12 protein-coding genes and 4 pseudogenes are annotated in these 17614 nt (G+C 69.4%); 3 read left to right on the plus strand and 13 right to left on the minus strand.

Going from position 1 to position 17614, the window contains the following annotated elements; genetic code table 11:
- Positions 1 to 86: 86 nt before the first annotated feature.
- The 3 genes and pseudogenes from PV410_RS43375 to PV410_RS43385 form a co-directional block, all read right to left on the minus strand.
- Positions 87 to 272 carry a DUF2283 domain-containing protein gene (locus tag PV410_RS43375; RefSeq protein WP_500332194.1) on the minus strand — a complete coding sequence of 62 codons (186 nt, stop codon included), beginning with the start codon at positions 270 to 272 and terminating at the stop codon, positions 87 to 89.
- A gap of 39 nt (positions 273 to 311) precedes the next feature.
- Positions 312 to 1073, minus strand: a complete 762-nt coding sequence (locus PV410_RS43380; RefSeq protein WP_500332195.1) for a transposase family protein — start codon at positions 1071 to 1073, stop codon at positions 312 to 314.
- A 196-nt stretch (positions 1074 to 1269) separates the two neighbouring features.
- A pseudogene (locus PV410_RS43385) lies at positions 1270 to 1450 on the minus strand (NAD(P)-dependent dehydrogenase); the annotation flags it as partial.
- Positions 1451 to 2721: 1271 nt separating this feature from the next.
- Here PV410_RS43385 and PV410_RS43390 point away from each other — a divergent pair.
- A complete protein-coding gene (locus PV410_RS43390) occupies positions 2722 to 3693 on the plus strand; it encodes a TIGR03557 family F420-dependent LLM class oxidoreductase (protein ID WP_500332196.1) in 972 nt (323 codons plus the stop codon).
- 115 nt (positions 3694 to 3808) lie between these two features.
- Here PV410_RS43390 and PV410_RS43395 read toward each other — a convergent pair.
- Together PV410_RS43395 and PV410_RS43400 are read right to left on the minus strand one after the other, a co-directional pair.
- Positions 3809 to 3992 (minus strand): annotated as a pseudogene (locus PV410_RS43395) (transposase); the annotation flags it as partial.
- A 68-nt stretch (positions 3993 to 4060) separates the two neighbouring features.
- Positions 4061 to 4516, minus strand: a complete 456-nt coding sequence (locus PV410_RS43400; RefSeq protein WP_500332197.1) for an HD domain-containing protein — start codon at positions 4514 to 4516, stop codon at positions 4061 to 4063.
- Positions 4517 to 5066: 550 nt separating this feature from the next.
- Between PV410_RS43400 and PV410_RS43405 the strand changes: the two are divergent.
- Positions 5067 to 7299, plus strand: a pseudogene (locus PV410_RS43405) (molybdopterin oxidoreductase family protein); the annotation flags it as partial.
- Positions 7300 to 7660: 361 nt separating this feature from the next.
- Here PV410_RS43405 and PV410_RS43410 read toward each other — a convergent pair.
- The 4 genes and pseudogenes from PV410_RS43410 to PV410_RS43425 form a co-directional block, all read right to left on the minus strand.
- A complete protein-coding gene (locus PV410_RS43410; RefSeq protein WP_500332198.1) occupies positions 7661 to 8599 on the minus strand; it encodes a GNAT family N-acetyltransferase in 939 nt (312 codons plus the stop codon).
- 166 nt (positions 8600 to 8765) lie between these two features.
- A pseudogene (locus PV410_RS43415) lies at positions 8766 to 9016 on the minus strand (IS982 family transposase); the annotation flags it as partial.
- 112 nt (positions 9017 to 9128) lie between these two features.
- A complete protein-coding gene (locus PV410_RS43420) occupies positions 9129 to 13643 on the minus strand; it encodes a cation-translocating P-type ATPase (RefSeq protein WP_500332199.1) in 4515 nt (1504 codons plus the stop codon).
- Positions 13640 to 14161 (minus strand): hypothetical protein, encoded by a 522-nt coding sequence (locus tag PV410_RS43425; protein WP_500332200.1) that lies wholly within the window; start codon positions 14159 to 14161, stop codon positions 13640 to 13642. Before PV410_RS43425 ends, PV410_RS43420 begins: the two co-directional genes overlap by 4 nt.
- Positions 14162 to 14299: 138 nt before the next feature.
- Here PV410_RS43425 and PV410_RS43430 point away from each other — a divergent pair, with 138 nt between their 5' ends.
- The gene (locus PV410_RS43430) at positions 14300 to 15031 is read left to right on the plus strand and encodes a haloacid dehalogenase type II (protein WP_500332201.1); all 732 of its coding nucleotides are present in this window, start codon (positions 14300 to 14302) and stop codon (positions 15029 to 15031) included.
- Positions 15032 to 15041: 10 nt separating this feature from the next.
- Here PV410_RS43430 and PV410_RS43435 read toward each other — a convergent pair whose 3' ends face one another.
- From PV410_RS43435 to PV410_RS43450, 4 genes are all read right to left on the minus strand, one after another.
- Positions 15042 to 15716, minus strand: coding sequence for an HhH-GDP family DNA glycosylase (locus tag PV410_RS43435; RefSeq protein WP_500332202.1), 675 nt, complete (start codon positions 15714 to 15716; stop codon positions 15042 to 15044).
- 66 nt (positions 15717 to 15782) lie between these two features.
- A complete protein-coding gene (locus PV410_RS43440; RefSeq protein ID WP_500332203.1) occupies positions 15783 to 16553 on the minus strand; it encodes a metallophosphoesterase family protein in 771 nt (256 codons plus the stop codon).
- Positions 16550 to 16798, minus strand: a complete 249-nt coding sequence (locus tag PV410_RS43445) for a BON domain-containing protein (protein WP_500332204.1) — start codon at positions 16796 to 16798, stop codon at positions 16550 to 16552. The genes PV410_RS43440 and PV410_RS43445 overlap by 4 nt, the downstream gene beginning before the upstream one ends.
- A complete protein-coding gene (locus tag PV410_RS43450; protein ID WP_500332205.1) occupies positions 16795 to 17475 on the minus strand; it encodes a nucleotidyltransferase family protein in 681 nt (226 codons plus the stop codon). The genes PV410_RS43445 and PV410_RS43450 overlap by 4 nt, the downstream gene beginning before the upstream one ends.
- Positions 17476 to 17614: the final 139 nt, after the last annotated feature.

Below are 17614 nucleotides of genomic sequence, written 5' to 3' on the forward strand. Positions count from 1 at the left end.
ACGACGACCCCAAGCCCTTCGTCTGGACGAAAACCGCAGACGAAATCTTCGAACGCCTCGCCGGATATCTGAACCGAATCAACGACTCAGGACACTAGGACCTCGATACCGATGAGGCGGCCCTGCTCGTCGAAGTCGAGGTTGATCATGCCGTCGACATCGATCGGATCGCAGGGATAGGTATGTGCTGATCTCACACTGACCTGCGGGTCGGTGAAGTATATGTACGCCGCGTTCACGGTCTTGTCGTAGGTGACTTTGACGTCAGGCACGATGCTGGGGTCCTTTCTGCGTTGTTGGTTCCGGTCTCGTCAGTGCGCTGCGAGTTGCAGGGCGAGGACGGCCTTGACGATGGTGGTGACGCGGGTCGTACTGCAACGGAGTTTGCGCAGGAGGCGCCACGTCTTGAGAGTGGCCATGGCCTGCTCGCCGAGCGCGCGGACCTTGGCGTGGGAGGCGTTGACGGCTCGTTGGCCTGCGGAGAGTTCCTCCCAGCGGCCGCGGTAGGGGACGCGGACGGTGCCGCCTGCTCCTTGGTACGCCTTGTCCGCCCAGCAGCGGACGCCCGCTTGGGTCAGTGCGGCGGGGATGCCGTGGGTGCGGGCGGCCTTGATGTCGTGGACCGCTCCGGGCAGTGCGGGCGATGCCCTGAGCAGGCGGCCGAAGGGGTCGGTGATGACCTGCACGTTCATGCCGTGCTTCTTGTGCTTGCCGGAGTAGAAGGGGCGGTCGGCGGCGATGCGGTCGATCGGCAGCAGGGTGCCGTCCAGGATCACGAACGCTTTCGTCGCCGCGGTGCTGACGGCTTGTTCAAGCGTTGGGGCGAGGGCGGCCAGGACTTCGACAGCTTCGCGGATGTAGCGGTAGACGGTGGCGATGCCGACGTTGAACGCCGCGGCGAGCCGGCTATAGCTGTCGCCGCATCGCAGGTGCGCGAGGGTGAGGAGTGCCTGGCGTCCCGCTGGCAGGCGTCGCCACCGGCTACCGATCTCATGGCGGCGCTGACGCAGGTGACGGGCGAGGAACCGCAGGGTCGAATTGGACAGGTCGATCCCGGACGGGTAGACAAGCACGGAAGCTCCTGGAAGACAACGGGTGATCTTGGTCGTGAACCCGTCTACCAGGAGCTTCGCTGCGCTGTACAGACCTCCGCGACGAACCAGCCACCCTCACCACGAGGTTGGAAAAGGCATGGCGTCTCCTCAAGCGAAGCTCGAAGGCGGTCGTTGATCCACCGCCTTCCCGGTCGGTGGCGGCACATGCCGCTCCTCAGGGCAGCGGAGTACCGCCCGTGGCGTTGACGACCTCCGCGGTGATATAGCTGGCGCGGGGAGGCGAGGAAGACGTACGCCTGGGCAGGGCGGCCGAGCGGCGACTGCTTTCCGAATTCGGTGGTGTCCGGGAGGGTCGCCGGGATCAACGGGGCGCACATCGGGCCCGGGGCCACCGCTTCCCCGACCACAGCGGTCGCACACCCACGCGCCCCCTTCCAAGACCGTCGCAGTTCCCGCCGATCGAGAGGTGAGTGCCTTCGGCTGGTGATCGCCGTCAACTCACGGGTGCGGCAGGAAAGCCGGCAAACACAGCGGACGCGCCTGGGTGAGGAGTTCACGGGTAGGCGAGGAGTCGGAGCAACCCTTCCCCGGGGCACCACTCGGAGGTCGAAACCTCCCCGGCTACCCTCCGCGACCACACGGTGAGGCGAAATGCAAGATCGAATAGATATGGCTTACAAAGAATGGCCCGACGGGTCTCCCCTGTGGGTTCTCATCACGATCATCGTGATGATGGGCTCGCTGGCGCTCATCGCCAAGCTGTTGCGCGACAAGAAGTGACACATCAGAAGGTGCGGCTAACGGGAACTTCCCTCCGGTCCGGGGTACGCCGCTGTCATTGCGCGTCGACTGAGTTCGGCACCGATGACGCCGTGGACATAGGGCAGCGGCAACCCTCGCGCCCCGGCCGTCCGGTAGCCGCCACCCGGCAACGACATGGCCTGCCGTGCCCGCCACGTGGCTGGACCAGCCACAAGACTCCCGACAAGAGCACGGGCACAAGCTCCGCAAGATCGAGGACGCCGCTGCGTGGCCCACCTCCCACCCGCGCCACGCTCTGCGAGCACACCGTTTGCAGGATTTTGGGTTGTTCCAGGTGGAGGTCGTGTTTCCAGCCCCGGGGACGCTCATGGCCACTGTCCCGGATCGCTGCTGGAGCAGCCTGCCTCATTCCTCCGCAGTCAACGCCGCTCATCTGGCCCGAGGCCTTCGCGCCGCCCCAGTATCCGCCCAGCTGATCCCACCCTGAGCGGCCCATTCCCTCCGGAACACTCGACGGCGGTCCCGCTTCGCCCGGCACCAAAACCCCAGTCCCTTACCTCAGCGCCGCCGTGCCCACCGGCCCCCGCTCACAGCGCGCCAGCGCGCCAGCGCGCCAGAAACGCGCATGATGGGAATACGGACGTTGCCATGGAAAGTGCCTAGCTTGGCGATGCGGGCCGTGCTTCCGCCCGCGGTTCCTCAGCGACGCCGGCTGAGATGCCAGCCAGCTAAAGTGCCTTGCCGCAAGCGCTCTCCCCCGGAGCCCCTACAGCCAGGCAAGGTCGTTGACGGCGATTTCCCAATGTGGCCCAGGGGCCACGTAGAGCTGCTGCACAGATCGAGGAGCCATTTGAGCGCCGAATCGCTCTTCGCCTGATCATCAACCTTGTAAGAAGGAAACGCTATGACCGCCTACGGATACTTCCTGTCCTCGGAGGAGTTCGCCCCCGCGGAACTGCTTGACCAGGCACGCATGGCCGAGCAGGCCGGTTTCCAGGCGCTGGCCATCTCAGACCACTTCCATCCTTGGAATGACGAGCAGGGCGAGAGTTCGTTCGTCTGGTCCATGATCGGAGCGTTGTCCCAGGTGACGTCGCTGCCGATCACCACTTTGGTGACCTGTCCCACGGTGCGTGTTCATCCAGCGATCAACGCCCAGGCCGCCGCGACAGCGGCCGTGCTCACCGAGGGCCGCTTCCGCTTCGGTCTGGGAAGCGGTGAAGCACTCAACGAGCACATTCTCGGCGACGCTTGGCCTGAGGCCGCTGAGCGCCTGCAGATGCTCGAAGAGGCCGTGCAGATCATCAGGAAGCTCTCCACTGGAGAGCGCGTTACGCACCACGGCACCCACTACACAGTGCAGAACGCCCGCCTCTACACCATTCCCGCCGAACCGGCTCCGTTGTACATCTCCGGCTTCGGGCCCGAAGCCGCCGCGCTGGCCGGCCGTATCGGGGACGGCTTCGTCACAATGAAACCCGATGCAGCGCTGGTGGAGCAGTTCCGGCGGGCCGGGGCCGGAAACAAGCCGGTCATCGGCGGACTGAAGGTGTGCTGGGACACCGACCGAGCGCGCGCGGTGAAGACCGTGCACCGGCTGTGGCCCAACGAGCAACTTCCGGGCGAGCTGGCCCAGATTCTCCCCACCCCGGAGCATTTCGAGCAGGCCGCCACCCTCGTCACCGAGGACATGATCGCAGACGCCATCGTCTGCGGCGACACTACCGACAACCACGTCGCCGCGATCAGGGCGTATTCTCAGGCCGGCTTCGACGAGGTCTACGTGAACCAGATCGGCCCCGATCAGAAGCAGTTCTTCGACTTCTACCGCGCCGAGATCCTACCCAGGCTGTCCGCTGGCTCCTCCGCCGGTTGATCTCTGCGCAGGGCGCGTGCCCTACTTTGCTCCATCGCAGGCGCGATACTTCGCGTCGCCGACCGATGGGCGAGTTGGTGCACATCGGAGCTCGACAGGGTGTTGCTGCTGGTCAAACCTGCCGCCAGATCTCGCGAAGGAAGGCAGTGAAGGCCAGCAGACGGTGCTGGACGGCATCCAGATGCTCGGGTGCCTCGGAAAACTTCGTTCCCAAGCCACCCCGGGGCGGGCCGCATCTGGGCCTGGATGGCGTCGGCATTGGGTTGCCCGCAGACCATCCGTAGCAGCGTGGCTACCCACTCAGTCATGCGGCATCATCAAACGGTTCGCGCAGAGGGAGGGCGGAGCAGTGAGGCCTCCGTTGGCGTTATGCGTCGCCCGCTGTCAGGCCGAGCAGCCGCCTCAGCCTCGCGTACTTCTCGTTGAGCTGGCGCCGGGTGGGTTCGTCGATCAGGGCGAGCCTGGCGGGGTCTGCGTTATGCGCGAGGTCGGCTTCCTTAATGAGGCGAGCGCCCGGCACGGCAAGGATTCGGCACGCGTACGATTCGTCGCTCTCCCCCGGTCGCTTGGTCATGGCGTCAACCAAGTCCTTCACATGCTGGGGAAGCTCCGCAAGGACAAGCCACTCTCGTGAGAGCTTCTCGTCTTCGATCGTGTCATGCAGCCAAGCGGCGGCAATCTGCTCGTCGGAGCCGCCCCGCTCCCTGACTCCGTCGACCACGGCCTCGACATGTTCCACATAGGGCCGCCCCGACTTGTCCATCTGGTGCGCGTGCGCTTCGCGGACGATCCCCTCGATTTGCACGAGCGTTAGGTCCGGCATGAGTACAACTCTACGAGCACCGGGCTAGGGGTGCCCGGAGGAGAACGCACCCGTCTGATCACCAGCACAAAGGCCTCGTGGACCTCAAATGCGTCGACGGGCCGGGGCAGACTTCCGTCCATCGTGCGCTCAGGACCGAAGTCCGATTGACGCTCCTTGCATGACCGCCCGGGGCGAGGGCACTGTCACCGCGGGCGGCGTAGCGTGGGGAGGGTCCGCCCGGCTGGTCGTGTCAGTGAACCACGAGGTCCGGGCCAGTGACGGGCCCATGCCTTTGACGCGATGCTCAAGCATCTCTGACCGCAGACATAGGCGCGTCGCGGGTGGGCAGGTGCCCAGAATCCTCCCGCAACCGCGGGAAGAGACGAGAAATCGAAAAAGGGCAGCGTGAGACGGGGCCAAGAGCGCTCCATGGCGTGCCTTGAGTCCCCGCGGGTAGGGGGAGGCCCAGGGTGGTTCATTGATGGGCCTCTGGCGAGGGGATGAGTAGGGAAGCCTCCGGGGTACGCGATGGGGTCTGGTTGGGAGGCACCTACAGCAGGAGGCGCGGATGCAGCCATCAGTGGATCGGATCGCGCACCCGAGGGGCAGCCGAACGCCCTACGGCCGGGCCGAGACGTGGCCCACGCGAGTAGATGCGTACCTGGCCGAGGGCATCGAGCCGGGCAGGGTGGAGCGGTGGGTGCAAACTGCCTCGATCCTGCACTCTGACGGCGACGCCATGGAGATCGCCGTCGCTGGTGGCCGCATCGTGGCGTACGCGGTCGTGCCATTGACCGAGTGAACCGCGGCCGGCTCGGTCAGAAAGATCTCTTCGGCTGGCAGGCCAATGGCAGCCCCGACCGGCTGACCCGCCCGCTGATCCGCCGCGAGGGCCAGCTCGTGGAGTGCGACTGGGATGCCGCGATGGATCGTGTTACGACGATTTCGACCACGCTGACGTCATCGCCCTGTTCGGCCACAACATCGCCGAAACCCAGCCGGTGCAATGGATGCGCATCCTGGATCGACTCGAAGGCACCGGCCCACCACGCCTGGTGTGCGTCGACCCCCGCCCCACTCCAGCCGCCTCCCGGTCCGCCGTTCATCTCGCGCCGCGCATAGGCACGAACGTGGCGCTGATGAACGCCCTGCTACACGAAATCATCCGCACAGATCGCGTCGCCCACGACTACATCGCCGCGCACACCGTCGGCTATGAGGAACTGGCGAAGCGGGTACGAGACCGCACTGCGAGGTGGGCCGCTGAGATCTGTGACCTCCCTGCGGCACGCATCGTTGAGGCAGCGGAGCTCCTGGGCCACGCGGACCGGCTGACGTCGACCGTGCTGCAGGGGTTCTATCAGTCGCACCAAGCCACGGCGGCCGCCGTACAGGTCAACAACCTGCACCTGATTCGCGGCATGCTCGGACGGCCCGGGGCCGGGGTGCTGCAGATGAACGGACAGCCCACTGCGGAGAACACGCGCGAATGCGGAGCCAACGGCGACCTACCCGGCTTCCGGAACTGGGAAAACGAGGCCCATGTCTCCGACCTGGCAAAGCTGTGGAACGTCGAACCCGCCTCGATCCCCCACTACGCCCCGCCGACCCATGCGATGCAAATGTTCCGCTACGCCGAGCAGGGCTCGATCGCCATGCTCTGGATCAGCGGCACGAACCCGGCCGTGTCCCTGCCGGAGCTGTCCCGCATCCGCTCGATACTCGCCCACGAACGCCTCTTCGTCGTCGTGCAGGACCTGTTCCTCACGGAAACCGCTCAGCTCGCCGACGTGGTGCTGCCCGCGGCCACCTGGGGTGAGAAGACGGGCACGTTCACCAACGCCGACCGCACCGTGCACCTGTCGGAGAAGGCCGTCGACCCGCACGGCGAGGCAAGGCCAGATTTGGACATCTTCCTCGGCTACGCCGCCCGCATGGAATTCCGCGACAAGGACGACGGTCCGCTGATCACCTGGCACGACGCCGAAGCGGCCTTCGACGCCTGGAAACGGTGCAGCGCCGGCCGCCCCTGCGACTACACCGGCCTCACCTACGACAAGCTGCGGGGCGGCAGCGGCATTCAGTGGCCGTGCAACGAAGAAGCGCCCGACGGCACGGAACGGCTGTATCGCGACGGCATCGCCTGGGCCCACCCCGACCAGTGCGAGAGCTACGGAAAGGACCTGCTCACCGGTGCATCCGACAGCGTGGTGGAGTACCGGTCCCTCAACCCAGACGGCAAGGCGGTCATGAAGGCAGCCGAGTACCTGCCGGCGCACGAGGAGCCCAGCGCCGAACTCCCCTTCCAGCTGACCACCGGGCGCACGATCTACCACTTCCACACCCGGACCAAGACCGGGCGAGCGCTCCAGTTGAACACCGCGGCTCCCGACGTGTGGGTGGAGATGTCCGCCGGGGACGCCGAGGCCCGAGGAATGGGCGAAGGTGACTTGGTCAAGGTCACCACACCCCGCGGTTCGCTGCGTGGCCGGCTTCGTGTGACCGGCATCCGGGCAGGCCTGCTGTTCGTACCGTTCCACTACGGCTACTGGGACACTCCAGGGCTCTCCGGGCCCAATCATGGCGCTCCGGGTCGCGCCGCCAACGAGGCGACGGTGACCGACTGGGATCCGGTCTCCAAACAGCCGCTGTTCAAGACCGCTGCAGCGGCCGTGACACTACTGGAGCGCACAGCCGGACAGGCCGCCCCGGCGCCAACGACCACCGCATCCGCTCCATCGCGAACCGGCGACGTCCCAGCCACGGCCGGGGGTCCGGCTGCGTACGCGTCCCAGACGGTCGACGGACCCCTGGGCACCCGTAAGGACGGACTCGGTGAACGGCATCAAGAACATTCTGCTCGCGCTGCACCAAGGCGAGGAGCACCTGGCAGAGAAACTCGTCACCGCCGCAGACAGCCATCGCACGGAGCACGAGGTGCATCACGTAGCCATCGATCTGGCTGAATGGTCACGCGAGCACGTCCGGCGGTTCGAGGACGTCGCCAAAGCCTACGACCTGGACCTCGACCCGCACGGCGTGCCGCGGACCGGCTTGCTTCTAGACGAGTAAGTCCGAAGCCCGGTCAGGCCCACTGACGAAATACTGCCTCCGAGGTGACGGAATGCCGATTCCGTTGACAGGTAACGCGAGCGCGGCTGGTCATGCGGCCCCCGGAGCCTCCAGGACCATACGGATCTCCGTCACCTCGTAGCCGGCGCGGTCGAAGGCCGCGGCCATCGGGACATTCGTCGTATCCGTCGTCGCGGTGATCCGCTCGGCGCCTTCGGTTGCATGGAAACGGGTGATTTTGGCGAGGATCTCGTTGATCAGCCCCTGACCGCGCTGCTCGGGTACGACTCCGAGATAGCCCACGTTGCGGTTGTACGGGGTCGCTGACGGGACGGCCAGACCGGCGAGCGTGCCATCGGGCAGCTCCGCGAGCCTCCACCAGGAGCGCTCGCCCGGGCAGTCGAGGTAGAACCGCATGTCCTCCTCGGCCAACTGCCTGGTGTCCTTGGTGCGCAGCTCGTCAAGGGTGGCTTGGTCGAGGCTGCCTGCCGACACCCGGATGAAGGCATCCAGGAACTCCTGGTCGCTTCCCTCGCGGAACACCAGCCGACCGCCGGCTTCGGGCAGTCCTGCCGCGGGAGTCCATTCGTAACGTAGGCGCTGAATTTCCCGGCTCAACCCTGTGCGCAAGCCCACTTCACGACGCCAGGCGACCGCCTCGGTGAGTTCCGGGCGGGTGCTCCAGTTCGCTGAGAGAGAGAGGTTGTACAGCGGGCGCGTGCCGAAGGCGGCATGCCCGGCGTCGAGGAGCCTGGTGGCGACGGCGACCGGATCGGCGACTGTGGAGCGGACCTGGAGACAGTCGAGGGCTATAGGCCGCTCGCTGTCGGCGCGGCCCCACCACAGCGCGCGGGCGAGGACTTGCCCGTCCTCGTCCTCGGCAAGCCAGATCCACTCCGGGCGGAACCGGTTGGCGTCGAGCTCTCCGCTGAACCTCTCGGCGGTCAGGGCGGCAACCGGGCCGTCGGCGGGGTACGCGGCGGCACGGTCAAGGGTGGTGGGGTCAGCGGTGGCGGGAAGGAATCGCATCCGGCCCATGATCACGGCTGGGCGGGACCGGGTCAAAGCATTTGCCGCTTCCCTCCGCGCTCGGTTCTTTGCCACAGTTCACCGGGAACATTCACGCAGGGACAAGGGAACGCCACACCACCCGAGCCGTGTTTCCGCAGCTCAACGGATTCCGTCGGTGGCCCGGTCAGTGGTCGTAGGCGATCAGTGACCGGGTGACGGGGGCTGCGGTGTGGTTGTTGTGCCAGATCGCGGCGGCCATCGCCAGGACGCGCTGGGCGACCCGGATCGCGACGCCCTCGAAGCTGCGTCCGCCGTGGTCTTCCAGGTCGAGCTGACCCTTGAGGGTGTCGTTGACCGACTCGATCAGCTGCCGGACCTTTTTGAGCATGGGCTCGCCGTAGCGGGCCTCTCGTCCTTGCGGGACGGACGCAGCATCCGCTGGTGTGGGTCGGCGCGGCCTCGTGGGCCGTCACCTTGCTCGCCGCCGCATGGCCCACCTCGCAGAGGCGTTGGATCGGTTGGCGCAGGCGGGCCGTGTAACGGGCCCTCAGATGGTGGACGGTGAGTACGGGGCGAGCGCGGCGAGGGCCACTGCTGCGGTCACCCCGGCCCAGGCGACGGGGCCGAGCGGGGTACAGCCGAAGAACTGGCTCACGCCGGGGGTCTGGATGACCGCGATGAGCGCGGCGGCGGAACCGAGCACCGTGAGCCACACCATGGGGCTGTGACGGCGACCGGTCACGGTCTGCGTCAGCTGGGCACCGACCACTCCGCACAGCGCCATGGTGCTGGTACGCCGGGCGCTGCCAGGGGTGATGGTGCCGACCAGCCAGGCGGCCGCGGCGCCCAGAGCGGTGAGGATGCCGCGGTGGCGGATCTGCCGGGCCAGGGGTGCGCCCAGGGTTCCCAGGCCCAACGGTGCGGTGCCGGTCCGTTCCGCTCCCTGTTCCGTGTCGGCGCTGGTATCCGCAGTGCCTTGGGGGGTCACGGCGACCGCCATGGCCGGGAACATGTCCGTGAGCAGGTTGACCAGCAGCAGTTGCCGGGTGGACAGCGGGGACGTGCCGGAGACCAGGGTCCCGAACAGGGAGAATCCGATCTCACCGGCGTTGCCGCCGATCAGGACGGTCAGCGCGTCGGCGACGCTGTGCCACAGGGCGCGGCCCTCGGCGACCGCCTCGATCAGCGCGGAGAGTTCGTCGTTGACGATGACCAGGTCGGCGGCGTTGCGCGCGGCCGCGGAGCCCCGGACGGCTATGCCGACGCCGACGTCGGCGGCTCTGATGGCGGCCGCGTCGTTGGATCCGTCACCGACCATGCCCACGACTCGTCCGGATTCCCTGAGGGCCTCGATGACCTGGAGCTTCTGCTCGGGGGCGACTCGGGCGACGACGCCGCAGTCGCGTACAAGCTCCGCCCGTCCGGTGCGGTCACGGGCGGCAAGCTCGTCCCCGGTGACGACGGAGACGTCCTCGGGCCAGCCGAGTGCGACGGCCACGGCCTTGGCGGTTTCGGGGTGGTCACCTGTGAGCATCACGGGTCGTACGCCGGCCTTCCGGAGGCCTGAGATCAGCGGTGCCGCGTCGGAACGGGGGGTGTCCGCCAGCGCGATGAAGCCGGTGAGCATCAACTCGTGCTGTTCCAGGGGACTTTCCAGTGCACCCTCGAACTGGTCCGACTGCAGTTGGTGTTCCGCAACAGCCAGGACGCGCAAGCCCTCCGACGCCAGCCTCCGAGCGGTCTCCATCGTGTCGTCGGCGTCGGGGCAGAGGGGCAGCACCACCTCGGGGGCGCCCTTGACCACGAGCAGCGGGGTGTCCTCCGCGTCGTGACCGGTGGCCGAGGCGTAGCCGCGGGTGGCCTGGAAGGGCTGGGTGTCGCCGGGGGCCCACTCCGGGTCGTCGCCCGCCGCCTCGAGGACGGCACCGTCGGTGGCGTGCGCGTGAACGCCGTGGTCGTCGTCGGCCTGGGGGCAGGTCCGGGCGGCCTGCCGCAGGATCGCGTGGCCTTCAGAGGATTCGACGTCATGGTCGTGGCCGTCGGACCCGGCGGTGCGGACCACCCGCAGCCGGTTCTCGGTGAGGGTGCCGGTCTTGTCGAAGCACACCGTGTCCATCCGGCCCAGTGCCTCCAGGGTGCGCGGGGTGCGCACCAGCACTCCGTGCTCGGTCAGCCTGCGGGCGGCGGCCAGTTGGGCGACGGTGGCGGTGAGAGGCAGCCCTTCGGGCACGGCCGCGACGGCGACGGCCAGCCCTCCGGCCACGGCTTGCCGCACGGGGGTGCCGCGCAGCAGCGACACTCCGGTCACCGCGGCTCCGCCTGCCAGGGTGAGGGGCAGGACGGTCGAGGTCAGTTCGCGCAGGCGGGCCTGCACTCCGGGCGCGGGCGGCATCCGGGCGGCCAGGTGGGCGGCGCGGCCTGCCTCGGTGTCGTCTCCTGTGTCGACCACCACGGCACGACCGTGGCCCGCCACCACGGTCGCGCCCTGGAAGACCATGCAGTCGCGGTCGGGGACCGGGACCCGGGGGGTGGCTTCCACCTGTTTGAGGGTGGGCAGGGACTCCCCCGTCAGGGAGGACTCGTCGACCTCCAGGTCCTCCGCTTCGAGCAGCCGCGCGTCGGCGGGGATCACGTCGCCGGTCTGGAGGTCGATGATCTCTCCGGGGGTGAGCCGTCCGGCCTCGACGGTGCGCGTGTCGCCGGTGTCCGGGTCGACCACCCGGCGGGCCTGCTGACGCTGGCTCACGGCAAGTGCGGCCAAGGCCTGTTCGGCGCGGAGACGCTGGATGCCACCGACGAGGGCGTTGACGCCCATCGCACCGGTGACCAACAGGGCGTCCACAGCCGAGCCCAGCAGAGCGGAAGCGGTGGCCCCGACGGCGAGCACGGGGGTGAGGGGGTCGTTCAGCTCGGCACGGACCGCGCTGGCCAGACGACCCGTCAGGCGCAGTGGCGCGGCTACGGGTGACGCGGCCACGGCCTGGCGGACGCGCCCTGCCGCCGACCGGGCACGGGGCGTCTCATGGCGCAGCGACCGTTGCGTCTCCCGCAGCCGGTCGACGACCTCCTGGGGCTCCAGAGCATGCCAGGGCACACGCGGCCGGGGCCGCGGGACGTCGTGGTGCAGTACGTGCCGGGCGCCGCGCCAGCCGTCGACGAGGGCAACTGCCGCGGCGGCGTTAACCGGGCTCAGCCGCAGCCCCACACGCCAGGCGGCGCGACGTCCCCGCGAACCGCGTGTGAGCACCATCAGTTCCGACAGGGCAGCCCCGGCCTCGGCCAGGATCTTGGCGTGCCGGGCTGCGGTGTGGGCGCCCGGTACCGCGGTCAGCAGCCGCCACACGCCGGCCAGGTCGTCCAGGACGAGCGCGTCCGCGGCCCACAGCACGGCGCTGCTCCCATCGACGACGGTCACGGCCACGTCGCTGCTGAGCAGTCCCGTGGGCACGTCGTCGTCGGGTCCGGTACCGGGGGCCGCCCGAGCCACCGTGAACACGATCCGCCGGGACTGCCGAAGTTGACGAACGAGGTCCGTCAAGGTGACGTCCTCGGGGGTGAGTTGGTCGGCGAGCGCGCCGAACTCGCCGAGGGTCCCGTCGTCAGCCACGACCACGTGCAGGCCGGCCCGGCGGGCCACGTCGAGCACCGCCTCGGCCAGCGGGTCGACTTCCCTGCCGACGAAGACGGTGCCCACCTCACGGTTGTCCTGGTCGAGAGCGGTCATCTGCCCGGTGCGGGTGCCGGGGGCGGTGCCGGGAGCAGGCCGCAGACGCACCTCTCGGCCGGTGCCGGATTCACCGTCCGTCGGCTGCTCGTCTTGGTCCCGAACCGTGGCCGCGGCGGCATGCCACAGCCGGTCGTGGTCCCAGTCGTCGCCCCGGGGGCTGACCTCCATAAGGGTTCGTTTGCGTCCACTGATCACGGAGTGGTGCAGCACGATCGTGTCGACCAGCTCCAGCTGCCGGATCCTTTCCAGGTCCCGTACGAGCACCTTGCGACGGGCCAGGCCGGTGCCCAGGGCGGCGGTGAACGTGACGGGCCCATAGCGGGCGGCCCGCGGCGCGGCGGCGAGCACCGCCTCGGCTGCCTCGGCGCCATTGCGCGTGAAGGCCAGCGTCGCAGCCGCACCCAAAAGCCCTCCAGTGACGGCCTGGTCCGCGTACTGCTGCGCCGGCAGCACATGAAGGCGGGGCCGCCGCACCCGGGCCGCGGGCAGACTCTCCCGTTCGGGCGCGCACAGCCGATCGTGGACCTCGTCGAACAACGCGGAACGCGCGACGGATTCGACGAGCTGACCCGCGCGCAGGGCTGCGTCCAGCATGAGAGCCGTCGGGGACTGCCCGAAGCCGTGGGCGGCGGCGTAAGCGGCGGAGAGGACCACATCGGTGGCCGGTGGCCCCAGCCTGCGCTGGAGCCAGGTCCGCGGTCGGGAGCCCTCGCGCAGCGCCGTCACGGCCGCGGTCACCATCCGAGGGGAGCTGGGCAGGCGCAGCACCCGCGCGGCTGTCGCGGTGACGATCCCGGCCACGTCGCAGCCCAGGGCGGCGGCGTGTACGCGAGCCGCCGGGGCCTGCCCGGGGTGGTCGTGGTCCAGCATGGGTTCCGCGGGTTGCTCCAGCTGGTGGGCGTCGGCGAGTTCCACCGCCCGGCCCGCCACCGCGTCGGCCACCGCGTCCTGTGCCAGCTGCACCACCAGCGATTCGAGGCCACCGTCCCAGTACGCCGCCAGCACCTCGGGGTGTTCGGCCAGCGACCGGGCTACCTTCTTCGCCGCCGCCTCCACCTGCCGGCGGTCCAAGGCCACGCCGGGGCGTGCCCGCAGAGGGACGTGCAGGCGGCGGTCGCCAACCCAGCAAGAGCCCGCGGTGACCGCCTGCTGGGTGGCCCGCCCCAGCCGCACCGCACCATGTGAGGCGGTCACGGCGCTGCGCACTGCCGCGCGCGCCCCGGCGTTCGCCAGAGGGACCACGTGACGCGCCACGCCAGTGGGCGCGCTCGCCGCAAGCCGCAGGCCCGCGGCGGGCAGCCCGATCAGCAGTCCAAGCCCGTCCAGCGGCCTCATGTGTCGGAGGCCTTCGCCTTCTTGCCTTCCTTCGCCTTGACCTTGGCCTTGCTTGGCCCGCCCTCGGGAGTAGGCAACTCATAGGGATCGGTCATCGCTGCCGGCCCCTTCTCGGCCGTGGGGGACTCGCGCGTCTCCGCTGCTGACATGTGCCCCTGCGCGTGGGATTCGGCCGGAATCCGCGTCTCCGGCGGGATCATCGAGTCCTGCATCTCCGGCGTGCCCTGCGCGGCCTGCGCCTGGGCCTGGTCCTGGACCGGCGCTTGGGCCCGCTTCGCGCCCGGCCGCTGCTGCGTCAGCCACACCGCGGCCGCGCCGGCGGCCGCGACCGGCCACTCGACGACCCCGGCAACGCCCAAGAGCCCGGCCCCGGTGTAGGCGGCCACCCGCCGCGTCCTCGGCGACACCACCCCGACCGTGTCCAGTACGTTGTCGACGGCCCCTTTGACCGTGTCCGCCCCTGGCAGACGCTGCGCCGTGGACTTCATCGTGTCGATGGGGTGCGCCATCGCGTCCATGACGGCGGAGGATCCATTACGCCCACCTTCATCCATCTTTATCACCTCATATACGTGCTGCCCAGAAATGCGAGGCTGAACAATCCGCACCCAGGCGGCAACGCACGGAGGCCGCGCGCGCACCGACGGTGTCGCACGATGGAGAAACAGCGCACCAGCCACCGCTCAGGAGTCGTCATCGTGGCCGTGAACCGCATTGGCGTGATCGTCTTCGACGTGAATGAAACGCTCAGCGACATGACTCCCCTAGGCGATCGTTTCGCGGACGTCGGCGCGTCCGCCGACCTGCTGCCCACCTGGTTCGCCGGGATCCTCCGCGACGGTTTCGCACTGACGGCCGCTGGCGGGTACGCGGACTTCTCCGAGATCGCCGCGGAAAACGCGCGTGCCCTGCTCACCGGGTTGGGCGACTGGACCGGTGACGCGGAGGTCGCCGCCCACCACCTGGTCGAAGGATTCGCCGCACTCACCGTGCACCCGGATGTGCCCGAGGGCGTCCAGATGCTGCACGCCGCCGGCTACCGGCTGCTGACGATGACCAATGGCTCCCAGGCCACGACGCAACGGCTGCTCGACAGCGCCGGCCTGCTGGAGCACTTCGACGCCCTGCTGGACGTCTCGGGGCCGCGCTGCTGGAAGCCCTCTCGGGACGCGTACCTCCACGCCACGGACACCGCGGGCGTGCGGCCTGCCGAGGCGATGCTCGTGGCCGTGCATCCCTGGGACGTCGACGGCGCGCGACGCGCCGGTTTGGCGGGAGCGTGGCTGCGAAGGGGGCGCGCACACTATCCCGAAATCATGACGCCTGCGAACTGGGAAGCGGCTAGCTTGACGGAACTCGCCGAGAAGCTCCCCGAGGCGCGCCGCTAGGAGCCCTCGCTCAGGACTGTGCCTCGGCGACCTCTTCGACGACGTGGCGGTCGAGCGCCGCCCGCACCAGGGCGGCCGCGAAGACCGCGTGGGCGGCCTTGGGCACCAGGGCCGCCAGCTCTTCCGGCCGAGCCGGAAGGCCGAGCCGCTTGGCGCCCTGCAGGGCCTTGTCGTCGAACAGGGGGCCCGTCTCCGGCCAGACCGCCTGCACCTCCCGCAGGAAGATCTCCACGCCGACCGGCCCGAGCCCGGGAACCTGGCGCAGTGCGCGCCGGATCTCGTCCGGGTCGCCGTCCGCCTCGTCCCGCAACCGGCGCAGGTCGCCGCCGTAGCGGTCAAGGAGCAGCTCCGCCCCGTCCCCCAGCTGCGTCGCCGTCCGTTCGTCGTAGCGCCGGTAGTGTCCCCTGCCCAGCGCGTCGACCCGCTGCTGCCAGGTGGCGTCGCGCATCCGGCGCGGGTCGCGCATGCCCGCGGCGAAGAGCTCGTGAGCCGCGTCAGTGGCCACGGACGCCTTGATCCGGGCACTGAGCAGGCAGGCTGCCACCAGCGCCTGGTAGAGCGGCTGCGGGGTGTTCTTCAGCTTGATGCCGGCGTCCTCGGCATAGGTGTGGCCCTCGCTGTCCAGCAAGGCCTCGACCGTCGCCTTGTCCTTCGTACGGTCCCGGGGTCCGGTGGTCCCGGTCATCACACATCACCTTCTCGGGAAGCGAAGCATCGCCTCAGGCCCCGCTGCTACCCGGCCACCCGCGCCCTACACGGCGTAGCGCCCCCGCCCTTCATCGCCCGCCGCCGACTCACCCGAGGGGTGCAGCCGGTAGACGGCGAAGGCCCGGTCGATCACGGGCTGCGCCACGTTGCGGACACGTACGCCCCCCGCCGTCATGCCCCGCTCGACACCACGGTGCGCGTGGCCGTGCACGGCCAGGTCGGCGCCACCCTCGTCGATCGCCTCCGCCAGGAGGTAACTGCCGAGGAAGGGATGGATCTCCGGGGGTTCCCCGGCCAGCGTGTCCGCCACCGGGGAGAAGTGCGTGAGCGCCACCCGTACCGTGCCCTCGTCCCGCGGCAGTTGCTCGAGCGATGTGCGCAGACCCGTCGCGCAGCGGCGCGTCAGGGCGACGAAGGCCTTCATCTCCGGTTCTCCGAACTCGCCGGCGCTCCGTCCGGCGAAGCCGCCGCCGAAGCCCTTGGTGCCGGCGACGGCCAGCCGCGTGCCGCCGAGGTCGACGACCGTGCCCTCTCCCTCCAGGACGGTGACCCCCGCCGCGGTGAGCACGTCTGTCACCTCCGCCTCCTGTCCGCTGTGGTAGTCGTGGTTGCCCAGGACGGCCACGACGGGCACCTGCAGCCCGGCGACCTCGCCGGCGACGACCGCGGCCTCCTCCACGGTCCCGTGCCGGGTGAGATCGCCGGCGAGCAGCAGGACGTCGGCACACTCGGGCAGCGTGTCGAAGGCCGGCCGGAGGGTGCCGCGGCTGTCCTCGCCCAAGTGGATGTCTCCGACGGCGGCCACGCGGATCACGGGAGGTCCTCGGCGTGGTCGGGAGCCGCGGAGCTCGTGATCCGCAGATCGCAGACGACGGGCGAGCCTCCGGACACCTCCCCGGCGATCCGCATGATCGCGTCGCGGGACATAGCGTCGGACACGGTGCCGGACAGCACCACAGCGCCGCCGCGCTCCTCGACGCGGACGCCGAGCTCGGCCACCTCGTCACCGGCCAGGCGGCGGCGCAGTCGCTCGATGAGGTAGTCGTCCGCGGCGGTCATGACGCCACCTCCCTGGGTGCGATGACGCCCAGGCGTTCGAGGAGGTAGAGGAAGGCGTCGGGCAGGGGCTCCGCATGGTAGTGCGCGCGTATCCGGTCCCAGTCGATGCGCTCGCGCAGAGTTCTCGCCAGGGGCAGCAGCGCGCCGAGGTCGCAGTGCTGCTCGGTCAGAGCGCTGAGGAGGGTGCTCAGCAGCTCGGTAGGCGGCAGGACGGGCATGCGTACGGAATCCACCGGCAGCACCGGGGCGCTCTGCAGGAGTTCGGTGGTCACCGGCCGGCGTCCGAGCTCGAAGATCAGGTCGATGTCCTCGCCGCCCGCACGTGCCTTGACCAGCCAGTCCTCCGGAGCGGGGACGGCCTGCACGCCGTCGTCAGCCAGTGCCGCCAGTACCGCCTCGCCGTCCTCACGGCGCACGCAGAAGTCCGTGTCGTGCTGCAGGCTGCCGGGCACTCCGTGCGCGTAGGCCGCGACGCTACCGGTCAGCGCGAAGGGCAGGCCCGCTGCCTTCAGCACGGTCGCCACGCGCTTGGTGGTCTCCAGGATGGCCTGGGTGTGGTCCGCCGGCAGGGAGGCTCCTCCCGTGGACTCCACGTGCGCGGCGCCCTTTTCGGGCGCGCCCTCTTCGGCGGCCAGGCGCAGCCGGGCCTGCGTGTGGGCGGCGTCGGCATCGTTCATGACCCGGGTCTCCGTCCTGGCTAACCCCGCTCCATCTGCCTCCGGTGTCGGGCGGGGCATGCGCGTGCTCCTTCGGGCGCGTACCCACCTGCGGCCTTGGCACGCTCCCGGCGCTCGCACCTCGCAGCAGGTTCAGCCG

Source organism: Streptomyces sp. PA03-5A, from assembly GCF_033792725.1.
Lineage (GTDB): Bacteria > Actinomycetota > Actinomycetes > Streptomycetales > Streptomycetaceae > Actinacidiphila.

What these genes read in the sequence shown, in the direction of transcription:
- PV410_RS43430 (WP_500332201.1), top strand. Translation starts at nt 14,300, where the DNA reads ATGGAGAAACAGCGCACCAGCCACCGCTCAGGAGTCGTCATCGTGGCC.
- PV410_RS43410 (WP_500332198.1), bottom strand. Translation starts at nt 8,599, where the DNA reads ATGCGATTCCTTCCCGCCACCGCTGACCCCACCACCCTTGACCGTGCC.
- PV410_RS43445 (WP_500332204.1), bottom strand. Translation starts at nt 16,798, where the DNA reads ATGACCGCCGCGGACGACTACCTCATCGAGCGACTGCGCCGCCGCCTG.
- PV410_RS43420 (WP_500332199.1), bottom strand. Translation starts at nt 13,643, where the DNA reads ATGAGGCCGCTGGACGGGCTTGGACTGCTGATCGGGCTGCCCGCCGCG.
- PV410_RS43400 (WP_500332197.1), bottom strand. Translation starts at nt 4,516, where the DNA reads ATGCCGGACCTAACGCTCGTGCAAATCGAGGGGATCGTCCGCGAAGCG.
- PV410_RS43450 (WP_500332205.1), bottom strand. Translation starts at nt 17,475, where the DNA reads ATGAACGATGCCGACGCCGCCCACACGCAGGCCCGGCTGCGCCTGGCC.
- PV410_RS43435 (WP_500332202.1), bottom strand. Translation starts at nt 15,716, where the DNA reads ATGACCGGGACCACCGGACCCCGGGACCGTACGAAGGACAAGGCGACG.
- PV410_RS43425 (WP_500332200.1), bottom strand. Translation starts at nt 14,161, where the DNA reads ATGGACGCGATGGCGCACCCCATCGACACGATGAAGTCCACGGCGCAG.
- PV410_RS43390 (WP_500332196.1), top strand. Translation starts at nt 2,722, where the DNA reads ATGACCGCCTACGGATACTTCCTGTCCTCGGAGGAGTTCGCCCCCGCG.